This window comes from Pseudomonas kitaguniensis, from assembly GCF_009296165.1.
GTDB lineage: Bacteria > Pseudomonadota > Gammaproteobacteria > Pseudomonadales > Pseudomonadaceae > Aquipseudomonas > Aquipseudomonas kitaguniensis.
Window position 1 is genome coordinate 18,325 of record NZ_VUAZ01000126.1, and the last position, 13,922, is coordinate 32,246.

Sequence of the window (13,922 nt, forward strand, 5' to 3'; positions counted from 1 at the left end):
GCGCGCCTGCATGCAGACTAAAAGAGGCTAGACCCCTGTGGCATTGACGATTCTTGGCCTGTCCGGCGCCCTTAGCCATGATCCTTCCGCAGCCCTGTATATCGACGGCAAGCTGATCGCGGCCGCCGAAGAAGAGCGCTTCGTACGCGACAAACATGCAAAGAACCGCATGCCCTACGAATCGGCGAAATTCTGCCTGGAACAGGCCGGTATCAAGCCTTCCGACGTTGACGTGGTGGCGATCCCTTTCGCCCCGATCAGCCTGTTCGGCGAGGCGCGCTGGCACTATGCCAAGCGTTATTGGTACGCCCCGGACCGCGCGCTCGACGCGATCCTGATGGGCAACCGTCGCTACAAGCGCTATCGCAACAAGATCGTCTGGTGCCTGGAACAACTGGGCTTCGATCCGAAAAAAATCAAGATCGAACCGGTTGAACACCACCTGGCCCACGCCTCCAGTGCCTATCACTGCTCGGGCTTCCAGGAAAAAACCGCGATCCTCGGCATCGACGGCAAAGGCGAGTACGCGACCACGTTCTTCGGCTACGGCGAGAACGGCAAGATCCACAAGATCAAGGAATTCTTTGATCCGGACTCCCTCGGCGGCCTCTACGGCGCGATCACCGAGTTCCTCGGTTTCGAGATGCTCGACGGCGAGTTCAAGGTTATGGGCATGGCGCCGTATGGCGATGCCAGCAAATACGATTTCTCGCGCCTGGCCTCGTTTGAAAACGGCGAGCTGGTGATCAACACCGACTACGCCAACGTTATCGGCCTGCGCCGCTACAAAGAGAAGGGCAAGGGTTTCTACTTCTCGCCGAAACTGATCGAGTGGCTGGGTCCCAAGCGCGAAGGCGACATCGCCGACGAGCCGTACATCCACTACGCGGCCAGCATGCAAGCGCTGTTCGAGAAGCTGGCCCTGCAGATGATCGACCACTATTTGGGCGACATCCTCAAGGAAACCGGCAAGCTGGCCTTCGCCGGCGGCTGCGCGCTGAACGTCAAGCTGAACCAGAAAATCATCGCGCGTGACGACGTGAAAGAGCTGTTCGTGCAGCCGGCCTCCGGCGATGCCGGCACCGCAGTCGGCGCGGCGGCGTACGTATCGCATGCCCGTGGCGTACCGGTAGAGAAGATGGAACACGTCTATCTCGGCCCGTCGTACAGCAACGAAGACGTGATCGCCGCGTGTGCCAAGCACGCGAGCAAGCCTAAATGGCGCCAGATCGAAAACATGCCCAAGCGCATCGCCAAAATCATGGTCGACGGCAACCCGGTGGCCTGGTTCCAGGGCCGCATGGAGTTTGGCCCGCGTGCCTTGGGCGGTCGTTCGATCATCGGTTGCCCGAGCGCCACCGGCGTGGCTGACCGCATCAACCACCAGATCAAGTTCCGCGAGCGCTGGAGGCCTTTCTGCCCGTCGATGCTCGACACCGTTGCGCCGTTGATGATCAAGGTCGATCACCCGGCGCCGTTCATGACCTTCACCTTTGAAGTGTCGGAAGAGTGGAAGACCCGCGTGCCGGAAGTGGTGCATGAAGATGGCACCTCCCGCGCCCAGGTGCTCAAGCGCGAGTACAACCCGCGCTACTACGACATGATGAAAGAGCTGGAAGTACTCACCGGCAACGGTGTGTCGCTGAACACCTCGCTCAACCGTCGTGGCGAAGCGATGATTTGCTCGCCAACCGATGCGCTGAACATGTTCTTCGGCTCTGACCTTGAGTACCTGATTATGGAAGACATCCTGGTCGTCAAAGACGGCGTGGACCCTTATGACGCTGTGGTCTAAATGCTGAACCGCTTTCAGGGTTGGCGTGAGCGTGGTTGGGTGCCGGTCGAGGCCAGCGTTTACGCCCAGGCCTGGCAGCGTTTTGGCGGCAGCGTGGCAACGCACCCGCAGGTGGTCGAGCGCTTGGCGAACCTGGCGCAGATTCCGGTGCGTTACTTGGGCTGGGAGCAGGACGGCGAACTCAAGGGCGCCATTGCCACGTGGGGGCGCGACCTGGCCTTGTCCAAGGATGTGCTCAAGCGCACCGGCAAAAAAGGCTTGTTCGATCTGGGTAACGCCGAGATCATTTTGCCGATCGCCGCCGATGCGCAGTTGCCACTGCGCCACCGTGCGCGTTACCTCTCGGCGCTGAATCAAGGGCGCGTCAGCACCCTCAAGCCGCAGGCCGAGCAGTTGGCCATGGCGCGCACGCCTGAAGACCTGTCGAAGAAGTTTCGCTACAACCAGCGCCGCGAATTGCGCCTGCTGGAAGAGGCGGGCGGCGTGGTGCGGGCGGTCAGCGAGTTTTCCAGCACGGAGCTGGCGGCGATTTATTGCGACCTGTTCCAGCGCCGCTGGGGGTTTGCGGCGACCGGGGCCGAGCGCCTGGCCGAAGTGCTCGAACTGCTCAACGAGTTCCTGTTCGGCTCGGTGCTGTTTCTGAATGACGCCGCCATCGCTGTGCAGTTGGTGTATCGGGTGCAGGCCCCGCAGTGGGTCAGCGTTGAATACGTGAATGGCGGTGTCGACCCGCAAACCCGTGCCTTCAGCCCCGGCAGCGTGTTGAGCTTCCTCAATACGCAAAGTGCCTGGGAGCAAGCGCGGGCCATCGACAAGCCGCTGCGCTTCTCGTTCGGGCGTGCCGACCGTGAATACAAGGAGCGCTGGTGTAACCCGGTGCCGGTGTTCAGCGTATGAGTCGCAAGCAACTACTGCTCAAACAGCATCGTCGCAACAAACGTATCGCCCTGCTGGTCGGCCTTTTGCTGCTGATCGCTGCCGGTGTGCTGGTGGCGTGGTGGTTGCCGCTGCTGCTGGCCGTGGTGCTGTGGGCGGCACATGAGGCGTGGTTTGCCGACCACTTGTTCTATTCGCCCGGTGACGACTATCAGTACACGTTTGCCGAGGCCAACGAGCAGCCGGGCGTGCGCCTGGACGCTGGGCGATTGGTGCTGGACGCACCGTTGTCGTTGGCGGGCGATGAAACCTTGATTCTGGCGCTTGAACTGAAAAGCTCGTGGCTGGGGCGTTTTTTTGACCCGGCGATTGAGTTGTCGGGGCTTGATACCGCCGATTGCCAAGCCTTCGAGCGGGGCGTCGGCGGGCGGCGCTACCTCAACCTGTCGGGCGCCGGCGAAGCGCTGGCCAGCGGCAACCTGCATGTGCGCGGGCGCTTTTGCCGGATCAAGGGGCAGCCGAGGTTGTGGCTGTTCCGCCAGCCGGATTACCGCCGCCAGCGCGTCATGGTGATCGCGCCGCATGCCGACGATGCCGAGTTGGCAGCGTTCAGCCTGTACAGCCAGGCCGATGAAAGCTGGATCGTCACCCTCACCGCAGGCGAGATCGAAGCCGAACACTATCAGCAGATGGGCTTGCCCAAGGCCGATGCGGCGCTGCTCAAGGGGCGTTTGCGCGCGTGGGACAGCATCGCTGTGCCGCGTTGGGCCGGGGTGCCCGAGGCGCAGTGTGTGCAGTTGGGTTACTTCTGCATGCAGTTGCCGGCCATGCAGGCTGCGCCGGACCAGCCGCAGGCTTCCCGCGAAGCGCAACTGGACGATACGCGGCTGTTTCGCCGGTTCAATGCACTGGCCTTGCCCGGTGATGTGGACGGTGCGCCGACCTGGAACAACCTGATTGCCGACCTGCGGGCGCTGTTGCTCAAGGCTCGGCCGCAAGTGATCGTATTGCCTACGCCGTTGCTCGACCCGCACCCGGACCACATCTGTGCCCACGCAGCGATTATTCAAGCGTTGCAGGGCCTGGAATGGCAACCGGGCACATTGCTCGGCTATGCCAACCACTTGCATGATAATGACCGCTGGCCGATGGGCGATTCAGGCGCGGGCGTGGCTTTGCCGCCGCGCTTCGATGCCGCGCCCGAGCTTGTGCCGTGCAGCCTGCCGCTGACCCTCAACCAGCAGCGGGACAAGGCCATGGCGCTGGGTATGATGCATGACCTGCAGCCGCGCCCGCCGTTCAAACGGCGTGTACGCCGGGTCTTGCAACGATTGCTGGCAGGCCGTGGTCCATCGCCTTACGGGGAGAATGAGTTCTTTCGCAAGGCCGTGCGCCGGCATGAGCTGTTGTGGGTCTTGAAGCGCGACTGAAGTATTTGAGTGCAGGCTGCGAGCCGCCTGCCGCACCGTTTTCGCCGGGCTGCCTGCCCGCAGCCTGATCGCCGGATGGAGAGTTATGAAACCTCGTTTTAAGGTGTTGCAGTTACAACCGGATTACAACGTGAAGGCTAACGACTTTGCCGACCTGGGTGAGCAAATCGTCAAGTCGCTGCCGGTTGAACGTTTCGAGGTGACGTCGGGGTTTCTCAGTGGCCGTCCGCAGCCAGGCCAGCCCGTGAGCGTGGCGGATCACTCGAAATACTTTGAGTTTCCAGAGAAAGCCCTCAAGGGCATTCGCCTGGGCGCCATGTGGAAGATCTACACGTATTGCCGCGAGCAGCAGTTCGACGTGGTCATCTGTAACCGCTTCAAGTCGGTGAACATGATGCTGTCGCTCAACCGTTGGCTGAAGATCCCGTTGTGCATCGGTATTTCCCATGGTTTTGGCGAGTATGCGCGCGGCTACCGTCGGCGCCAGACCCAACGCCTGGTCAGCCCGGCTTGGCGTTTTGTGGGGGTGTCGGCGGCAGTTCGCGATTACCTGGTTGAGCTGAATTGCGGCTTCACCTGCGAGAACACCACCTACGTCACCAACGCCATCGATATTCCCCAGGCTGAAGCCTTGCAGCTGCCGCGCGATGCAGCGCGCAGCGCCTTGGGCTTGCCGCTGGACGCACGCATGATTGGTGCCTTGGGCCGACTGGTGCCGATCAAGGGCCATACCCATCTGTTGCAGGCGTTTGCCACGCTTAAAGACAAATACCCGAACGCTCAGGTCGGCATCATTGGCGCCGGCCGGATTGAAGCGGATTTGCGCGCCGACATAGAGCGCCTCGGCCTGAACGGTCGCGCGCATCTGTTGGGTTTTCGTGAGGATGGCTTGAAGTACGTGCGCGCGTTTGACATCTGGACCATGCCGTCGCTGGTCGAAGGCTTGGGCCTGGCGTTGCTGGAAGGCATGAGCGGGCGTTTGCCGGTGATCGCCTCCAACGGGCCGGCGATGCTGCCCTTGGTGCAAGGCGCGGGCGGACTGTCGCATGAGCCAGGCAATGTCGAGCAACTGGCTGCCGCGCTGGACACCTACCTGGCGATGAGCGACGAGCAATTAAAGGCCAAGGGCGAGCAAGTATTCAGCTACCTGGAGCAAAACCACGGCTTGGCTGAGTTTCAGCAAAAGTACCTGGACCTGATCGAAACCGGTTTACACAAAGCAGGTAGAGCATGAGTCAGCAACAACCCTTGGTCTCGGTGATCATCGCGTCCTATAACCACGGCCCGTACATCGAGCAGAGCATTCTCAGCGTGCTCGGCCAGACCTACCCCAATATCGAACTGTTGGTAGTCGATGACGGCTCGAAAGACGACAGTGTCGAGCGCATCCTCAGCTTGCAGGCCGAGCACGGTTTTGATTTTCAGGTGCAGCAAAACCAAGGGCTTACGGCCACGCTGAACGGTGCCGTGCGCGCGCCAAGGGCAGCCTGATCGCGCCTTTCGGTTCTGACGACATCATGCTGCCTGAGCGCATTGCGACCCAGGTTGCCTACATGGCGGACAAACCTCGGGTGGGTATTTGTGCCGGCAACATCGAATTGATTGATGGCGAGGGCAAGCCTTACCCCGCGAAAAAACAGCACCTCGATGTGCCGTTTCGCAGCCTCGATTTCGATGACATGTTCATGGATCGAAAACCTTTTCCGCCCGCGCCGACGATGTTGATTCGTCGCGAAGCGCTGGAGGAGGTCGGTGGGTTTGACCCGCTGATTCCGCTGGAAGACTTGCTGATCCAGTTAAAGATCACCGCCGCCGGCTACACCATCGACGCCTTGGGTGTGGTGATGGCGCGTTATCGCCAGCACGGCAGCAACACCTACAAGAATCATCGCTACATGATTCAGAACATCCTCAAGAGCTACGCGTTGTTCAGCGATCACCCGGCCTATGATCAAGTACGTTACAGGTTCCTGAATTCGATGTTTTTGAAGACGGCAAACCGTGATCGGGTGCTGGCACGGGAGATTCTCAAGCAAATCCCGTTGAAGTTCTGGGGGCGCAAGACCTTGCGTGGGCTGGCGCGGCTGTACCTGGCGCCGCTGCGCAGCTCATAGGCTTTCGAGTTTGGCTCGACGCAGGCGCCGCAGCGCCTGCTTGCCGGCCTCGATGCCGGGTTTCTCGATGTAGAGGAAGCTCAAGGTGCTGATGATCACCAGCAGCACCGTAATCACCGCCAGCATCGACAGATAGGGCACGGCGCCGCGCAAATCAATCGCCAGCAGTGCGCGCACCTGTGTCGTCGCCAGCCACAGCAAAAGCCCGTGCAGCAGATACGTGCTGTAGCTGACTTCGCCCAACCAGCGCACGCTTGCCAGCCGCAGCGCACCGAACAAGGTGTTGCCCGACGCTACCACCACAAAAAACACTGTCAGCAAGAGCTGCGGCGCGATGGAGAAGCTTTTGCGGAAGGCGCCCATCACCAGCGCCAGGGCCACCAGTGCGATGACGGCTGCCAGTCGCGTCTGGCCCCACGCTACCAGCGCGGGGTTGCGTACCCAATAGGCTGCCGCAATGCCGCCGACAAAGGTCAACAGAATGTGCGTGCGCAGGGAATGCTCCCAGCCCACCAGTTGATACACCAGGACAATCGCCAGTACCGCCAGCGCCGTTTTATGCCAGCCGCCTCGGTAGATGAACAGCGCGCCAAAAAAAGGCAGGCTCAGGTAGAAAAACATCTCATAGGCCAGGGTCCACGTGACGTTCGCAATCATGCTGCCGGTTTGCGGGTAGCCGTTGATGTCTGGCCGCTCAAAGGTCAGCCACATCGCGATATGCTTTAGCAACTGAGTCGGTGTCTCCATCAGCGACCAATTCTGCAGGCCGAACACGCCGAGTACCACCACCGCCAACAGCAGCAAATACAGCGGATAGATGCGAAACAGGCGTGAAACAGCGAAGGCCAGCCAGTCGTGGTCCTGGCGTTGCTTGAGCAGGCGCCCCCAGAACAGAAACCCGGTGATCATGAAAAACAGCGCAATGCTCGCCAGGCCGGTCTGTGCGTAGAACTTGTTTTTGGGGACTTCCGTGATGCCGGTATTCAGCGCGATCCAGATGATCACCGCGTGATGAATGAATACGCCGAGTGCCAGATAACCCCTCAGCCCGTCGATGCTTGCGAAACGCTGGCTGCCGGTGGCAACCAGGCTCTCGCGAATACGCGGGAACAGGTGCAGGAGGATGGATGCAGTGCAAATGGCCAGTGCGTACACCGCAATGGCCAGTAGGGGGGTGGAAATCCAGGGGGTCAAGCCATCACCTTTTTATAGTTGGGCTTTCGCCGAGTGTGGCTGGGCGAGTGAATGCTTGGACCTGCTCGCGGATTTTTACCGTGGCGTTTGGCGATGCCACAGAGGCATAGCCTTTAGCCAATTGTTCAAAATGCGACTCGAATAGCCAATTGCGGTCTTGCGGGTAGCGTTGCATGTGCCGCAGGTTGCGTTGGCGCAGCGCATTGCGCAGCGCGACGGATAAATGCGCATATCGGCGACGTCGATCAGGCCGAATTCGCCGTCATCCATCAGCAATACGTTACCCAAGTGCAGCGAACGGAAGTAAACACCGCGCTCGTGCAACTGCGCCATAAACCGCCCGAAACGCTCAACCAGCGATTCCCGCAGGCTGCTGTCGAGGCTTTGCAGGGCTTGGCGCAACGTCAGCCCAGGCAGCGGCTGGTAGCGTACGGCGCTGCTACCGTCGTGCAAACGGTAGAGGTCGAGGATAGACGGTGACGGGGTATCGTGTTCACGCAGTTGCTCGCTGTTGCTGGCAAACCGCTCGGAATACGGGTTGAAGCTGCCCGAGGTGTACCAGCGCCGGGCGCGGAACAGCTTGAGGAAACTGCCGTCTTCGAGGCGCAATACTTTGGGTCCCAGACCATCGGCCTCGATGACCTGGGCGTTGCTGCACAGCTGTTCGAAGGTGTCGGGCTTGAGGGTTTCGACCGGCCTGCGCAGCAAGCTGCGGCGCCGCTGGGCGATGCTCAGGCGGCGATCATGGCCAGCGGAATCCACAGCAGAAACCAATGCTCCTTGGGCCGCGAGAGGATGCCGCCGCCTTCGGTCAGGCCGGCGCCGATGCCGTACGCCAGCAGCGACGAGGCCAGGATGAACAGCGGCTGCGCGCGCTCCTTGAAGCTTTTGTACAAGCCCCAGCCAAGCATGAAGATCCACGGTATGAAACCAATGATGCCGACGTAATACAGCACGCCCAGGGCGAAGCTGTGAGTTTCGCGCAGCACGATACCTTGTGCCGGTGTCAGGTACAGCTCGGAATCGTAACTGTGGCCGATCCACGGATGCTCGGCGATACGTTGCAGCGACATATCCCACAACTGGAAGCGAAAGGAGCTGCCACGGCTGGTGATGAGTTCCGGGCACAGCAGCAACAGCGCCGCCACGCCCACCAACAGGCCCGCGATCAGCAGCGCGGCGCGGCGGTTGCGGCTTGTAAAACTCAACCAAAGCACCGCAAGGACCAATGCCACCAGTGGCGTTCTGGAGCCTGTCGCGAGGATCGCGGCCGCCATGATTGCCAGCGCCGGCACGCTGAACCAGAGCACCTGCAAACGGTTGGTGGTCATGCAGACGTACAGCCAATAGACGCAGAAAAAGCCAAACACATGTGAGCTGAGCAACGGGTTATCGAGCGCTCCGCGCCCGCCAATCATGCGTTCGCCTTCTGCGAAATGCGGGGCGAATACCACCAGGTTGCAGGCACAGACCACCAGGGCAATCACCGCGGCGCTGAAGAATATCGGCTTGAACAGTTCGTTGCGGTAGTGCAGCAGCAGGCCAAAACCTGCAAACAGCATGAACGTATGCAGCGGGCGTTTAAACAGGTCGGAGTCGGTCTCAGGCTGAGGGCTCCAGAACAGGCTGGTCAGCGCCCAAGCGGAGAACACCAAAAACGCTATCGCCAGCGGCTCGCGCAAAATCGCTTTGATTTCGGCCGGGCGCAGGCATAGCAGCAACAAGGTAGGCGCGCTGAACAGCACGTAGTAGAACTTGTGCAGCACATTGCGATTGGTCACGAAGAACAGCGAACTCAGCAACAACAACAAGCCAATGGGTAAAACCCACAGGACCAGGAAGTCGAAAACACGATTTGAGCCATAGGTGAGGCGCGTGGAGTGCATACAGTAAAGCCATTCCAGAAAAGAGAAAGCCGGCCATCTTAAGGTAGTGGCTATATAATGTCGCCGGATGAATCCGGCCCGGCTGCGGGTCATGCCGGGTGCAAGTACAACAGAGAAGCTGTGCTAAAGTCAGCCTCCTTTTTCAAAACGCCGCGTGATATGACCGACTCTAGTCCGAGCGCAAGCCCTTCGAGCTTGAAAATATACTTCCGCCTGCTCAGTTACGTTAAGCCCTACGCCGGCTTGTTCGCATTGAGTATCGTCGGATTTCTGATTTTCGCGTCGACCCAGCCGATGCTGGGGTACATCCTCAAGTACTTCGTCGACGGCCTTTCCAACCCGCAAGCGGTGTTGTTCCCCAGCGTACCGTACCTGCGTGACCTGCAATTGCTGCAGGCCGTGCCTTTGTTGATCATTCTGATTGCAGCCTGGCAGGGCCTGGGTTCGTTCCTGGGCAACTACCTGTTGGCCAAGGTCTCGCTGGGCCTGGTCCACGACCTGCGCGTGCAGTTGTTCAACAACCTGCTGACGTTGCCCAACCGCTACTTCGACAATCACAATTCGGGGCACCTGATTTCCCGCATCACCTTCAACGTGACCATGGTCACGGGGGCGGCGACCGATGCCATCAAGGTGGTGATCCGCGAAGGCATGACGGTGATCTTCCTGTTCGCCTCCCTGCTGTTCATGAACTGGCGCCTGACGCTGGTGATGATCGCCATCCTGCCGTTGATTGCAGTGATGGTTCGTACGGCCAGCAAGAAATTTCGCAAGCAGAGCAAGAAAATCCAGGTGGCCATGGGCGATGTGACGCACGTTGCCTCCGAAACCATCCAGGGCTACCGCGTGGTGCGCAGCTTCGGTGGCGAAGTCTACGAGGAAAAGCGCTTCCTCAAGGCCAGCCAGAGCAACACCGACAAGCAACTGCGCATGACCCGCACCGGGGCAATTTACACGCCGCTGCTGCAACTGGTGATCTACACCGCCATGGCGGTGCTGATGTTTCTGGTGCTGTACCTGCGTGGCGACGCGTCGGCCGGTGACATGGTGGCTTACATCACCCTGGCGGGCCTTTTGCCCAAGCCGATTCGTCAGTTGTCGGAAGTCAGCTCGACCATCCAGAAAGGTGTGGCCGGCGCAGAAAGCATTTTCGAACAACTGGACGAAGAGCAAGAGGTTGACCACGGCACGGTCGAGCGCGACAAGGTCAGCGGTCGGCTGGAAGTGCGTAACCTCAACTTCACCTACCCCGGCACCGAACGCCATGTGCTCAAGGACATCAGCTTTACCGCCGAGCCTGGGCAGATGATCGCCCTGGTGGGCCGTTCCGGCAGCGGCAAGTCGACCCTGGCCAGCTTGATCCCGCGTTTCTATCACCATGCCAGCGGTGAAATCCTGCTGGACGGTGTTGAGGTCGAGGACTACAAACTGCTCAACCTGCGCAAACACATTGCCCAGGTGACCCAGCACGTCACCCTGTTCAGCGACACCGTGACCAACAACATCGCGTACGGCGACCTCGCCGGTGCGCCGCGGGCAGACGTTGAAGCGGCGGCGGCGGATGCCTACGCCAAGGACTTCATTGACCAGTTGCCAAAAGGCTTCGATACCCCGGTCGGTGAAAACGGCGTGCTGTTGTCCGGCGGCCAACGCCAGCGCCTGGCAATCGCCCGCGCCTTGCTCAAAAACGCGCCGCTGCTGATTCTCGACGAAGCCACTTCGGCCCTCGATACCGAGTCCGAGCGGCACATTCAGGCCGCTCTGGACAAAGTCATGCAGGGGCGCACCACGCTGGTGATCGCGCATCGCCTGTCGACCATTGAAAAGGCCGACTTGATTCTGGTGATGGACGACGGTCGAATTGTCGAGCGCGGCAGCCATGCCGAGTTGCTCGCACAAAACGGTTACTACGCGCGACTGCACGCCATGGGCCTGGATGCGCCGGTAGCTGCCGAGATCACCTGATTCAACGACCTGTGTGGGAGCGGGCTTACTCGCGATGGCATCAACTCGGTGTACCTGGTGGCCCGAGTCGTCTGCATCGCGAGCAAGCGCTCCCACAGAAAGCGCTTTTGATCCAACCACTCAGGTCGGCTTTCAGGCCGCCTGCTCTTGATCCGAGAAGCCTCGCGTAACCCTGTGCTAATATCGCGGCCCTGTTCATTTTGTAGTGGGTTGCTCCATGAAGTTGTCCATGCCGCGATTCGATCAAGCCCCTGTCTTGGTGGTCGGCGATGTCATGCTCGACCGTTACTGGCATGGTGGTACCTCACGGATTTCCCCTGAGGCGCCGGTACCAGTCGTCAAGGTCGAACAAATCGAAGACCGTCCGGGCGGCGCTGCCAACGTTGCCCTCAACATTGCCGCGCTCGGCGCCCCGGCCTCGCTGGTGGGTGTGACCGGCGACGACGAGGCCGCCGACAGCCTGGCCAACAGCCTGCGCGGCGCTGGCGTGCGCGCGCTGTTCCAGCGCATCGCCCATCAGCCGACCATCGTCAAGCTGCGGGTAATGAGCCGTCACCAGCAATTGCTGCGTATCGATTTCGAAGAACCCTTCGCCACCGACGCCTTGGTGCTCAGCAGCCAGGTCGACACGTTGCTCGACGGTGTCAAAGTGCTGGTGTTGTCCGATTACGGCAAAGGCGCTCTGAAAAACCATCAGGCGCTGATCCAGGCCGCCAAGGCCCGCAACATTCCGGTACTGGCCGATCCCAAGGGCAAGGACTTCTCGATTTATCGCGGTGCCAGCCTGATCACGCCAAACCTCAGCGAGTTCGAAGCCATCGTCGGCGGTTGCGCCGATGAACACGAACTGGTGACCAAGGGCGCCACGCTGATGGCCGACCTCGACCTGGGTGCGTTGCTGGTAACCCGTGGTGAACACGGCATGACCTTGCTGCGCCCAGGCCAACCGGCGATGCACCTGCCGGCGCGTGCGCGTGAAGTGTTCGACGTCACCGGCGCCGTGACACCGTTATCTCCACCCTGGCCGCGTCCATCGCGGCGGTGAAGAATTGCCCCACGCCGTGCCCTGGCCAACCTGGCGGCGGGCATTGTGGTAGGCAAATTGGGTACTGCTGCGATCAGCGCGCCTGAATTGCGCCGGGCTATCCAGCGTTCCGAAGGCTCAGAGCGTGGCGTATTGACCAGCGAGCAACTGCTGCTGGCGATTGACGATGCCCGTGCCCACAACGAAAGCATCGTGTTCACCAACGGCTGCTTCGACATCCTGCATGCCGGTCACGTGACTTACCTGGAACAGGCGCGCGCCCAAGGCGATCGCCTGATCGTTGCGGTCAATGACGATGCCTCGGTCAGTCGCTTGAAAGGCCCTGGCCGTCCGATCAACAGTGTTGACCGGCGCATGGCCGTACTGGCCGGTTTGGGCGCGGTGGACTGGGTGATCAGCTTCTCGGAAGGCACCCCGGAAAGCCTGCTGGCCCAGGTCAAGCCGGACGTGCTGGTCAAAGGCGGTGACTACTCTGTCGACCAGGTCGTGGGGGCAGACATCGTCAGTGCTTACGGCGGCAAGGTCAAAGTGCTGGGCTTGGTTGAGAACAGCTCAACCACCGCCATCGTCGAGAAGATTCGCAACAATGAGTGAAGCTGATAAGTGGGTTCTGATCACCGGCGGCGCCGGTTTTATCGGCTCGCACCTGGTCGATGCCTTGCTCGCCAAGGGCTACGGCGTGCGGGTGCTGGATAACCTGTCCACCGGCAAGCGCAGCAATTTGCCGATGGGCAACCCGCGCGTGCAGCTCGTCGAAGGTGATGTAGCGAATGCCGAGCTGGTGGCGCAAACCGCCGTTGGCGCCACGGCCGTGGTGCATTTGGCCGCAGTGGCTTCGGTACAAGCGTCGGTGGATGACCCCGTCAGCACTCATCAGAGCAATTTTGTCGGCACCTTGAATGTCTGCGAAGCCATGCGCAAGGCAGGCGTCAAACGCGTGGTGTTTGCTTCCAGTGCAGCGGTGTACGGCAACAATGGCGAAGGCGCCTCGATTGATGAGGAGACCACCAAAGCGCCGTTGACGCCTTACGCCTCGGACAAGCTGGCCGGCGAGCTTTACTTCGACTTTTACCGCCGCCAGCATGGCCTGGAGCCGGTGATTTTCCGCTTCTTCAACATTTTCGGGCCGCGCCAGGACCCGTCATCGCCGTACTCCGGTGTGATCAGTATCTTCAGCGAGCGCGTGCAACAGGGTGTGCCGATTGCCGTGTTTGGCGATGGCGAGCAAACCCGCGATTTCATGTACGTCGAAGACCTGGTGGACGTGCTGGTGCAGGCCATCGAAGCCGAAGATGCGCCGCAGGGTGCGATCAACGTGGGCTGGAACCGCACCACCACACTCAAACAAGTACTGCAGGCGTTGGAAGAAGTGGTTGGCACATTGCCGACCATCACTTACGGGCCGGCACGCTTGGGCGACATTCGGCATTCGCGGGCGAACAACCAACGGCTGTTGGCGAGCTTCACGCTGCCCGAACCTACTCCGTTGAAAGTTGGCCTGCAGCGGTTGCTGCACGGTTGAGCTGACTCTGTCTGAAATATCCGGGTGCCTGCATCGGGAGCAAGCCCCCTCCCACATTTAGCTGAGTTCCAACCCGGGAATGCAGTCAAATGTGG

At 60.5% G+C, this 13,922-nt stretch carries 7 protein-coding genes and 3 pseudogenes; 8 read left to right on the top strand and 2 right to left on the bottom strand.

What is annotated here, in order from left to right:
* Positions 1 to 37 precede the first annotated feature (37 nt).
* The 5 genes and pseudogenes from F0169_RS20450 (at position 38) to F0169_RS20470 (ending at position 6,215) form a co-directional block, all read left to right on the top strand.
* Positions 38 to 1,795, top strand: a complete 1,758-nt coding sequence (locus F0169_RS20450; protein ID WP_058411385.1) for a carbamoyltransferase family protein — start codon at positions 38 to 40, stop codon at positions 1,793 to 1,795.
* Entirely contained in the window at positions 1,796 to 2,692 is an 897-nt protein-coding gene (locus tag F0169_RS20455) for an antimicrobial resistance protein Mig-14 (protein WP_058411384.1), read from the top strand.
* The gene (locus F0169_RS20460; RefSeq protein WP_152747473.1) at positions 2,689 to 4,101 is read left to right on the top strand and encodes a PIG-L deacetylase family protein; all 1,413 of its coding nucleotides are present in this window, start codon (positions 2,689 to 2,691) and stop codon (positions 4,099 to 4,101) included. The genes F0169_RS20455 and F0169_RS20460 overlap by 4 nt, the downstream gene beginning before the upstream one ends.
* 85 nt (positions 4,102 to 4,186) lie before the next feature.
* Positions 4,187 to 5,335 (top strand): glycosyltransferase family 4 protein, encoded by a 1,149-nt coding sequence (locus tag F0169_RS20465; protein WP_152747474.1) that lies wholly within the window; start codon positions 4,187 to 4,189, stop codon positions 5,333 to 5,335.
* A pseudogene (locus F0169_RS20470) lies at positions 5,332 to 6,215 on the top strand (glycosyltransferase). The gene F0169_RS20465 and the pseudogene F0169_RS20470 overlap by 4 nt, the downstream one beginning before the upstream one ends.
* Here F0169_RS20470 and F0169_RS20475 read toward each other — a convergent pair.
* Both F0169_RS20475 and F0169_RS20480 read right to left on the bottom strand, forming a co-directional pair.
* Positions 6,210 to 7,409 (bottom strand): acyltransferase family protein, encoded by a 1,200-nt coding sequence (locus tag F0169_RS20475; protein ID WP_058411380.1) that lies wholly within the window; start codon positions 7,407 to 7,409, stop codon positions 6,210 to 6,212. The pseudogene F0169_RS20470 and the gene F0169_RS20475 overlap by 6 nt on opposite strands.
* Before the next feature lie 4 nt (positions 7,410 to 7,413).
* A pseudogene (locus F0169_RS20480) lies at positions 7,414 to 9,295 on the bottom strand (O-antigen ligase family protein).
* 159 nt (positions 9,296 to 9,454) lie between these two features.
* Between F0169_RS20480 and msbA the strand changes: the two are divergent.
* The 3 genes and pseudogenes from msbA (at position 9,455) to F0169_RS20495 (ending at position 13,827) form a co-directional block, all read left to right on the top strand.
* The gene (gene msbA / locus F0169_RS20485; RefSeq protein ID WP_152747475.1) at positions 9,455 to 11,260 is read left to right on the top strand and encodes a lipid A export permease/ATP-binding protein MsbA; all 1,806 of its coding nucleotides are present in this window, start codon (positions 9,455 to 9,457) and stop codon (positions 11,258 to 11,260) included.
* A 217-nt stretch (positions 11,261 to 11,477) separates the two neighbouring features.
* A pseudogene (gene hldE / locus F0169_RS20490) lies at positions 11,478 to 12,899 on the top strand (bifunctional D-glycero-beta-D-manno-heptose-7-phosphate kinase/D-glycero-beta-D-manno-heptose 1-phosphate adenylyltransferase HldE).
* On the top strand, positions 12,892 to 13,827 hold the full coding sequence (locus F0169_RS20495) for an NAD-dependent epimerase/dehydratase family protein (RefSeq protein ID WP_152747476.1): 936 nt from the start codon (positions 12,892 to 12,894) through the stop codon (positions 13,825 to 13,827). Before hldE ends, F0169_RS20495 begins: the two are co-directional and overlap by 8 nt.
* The last annotated feature ends 95 nt before the right edge of the window (positions 13,828 to 13,922 follow it).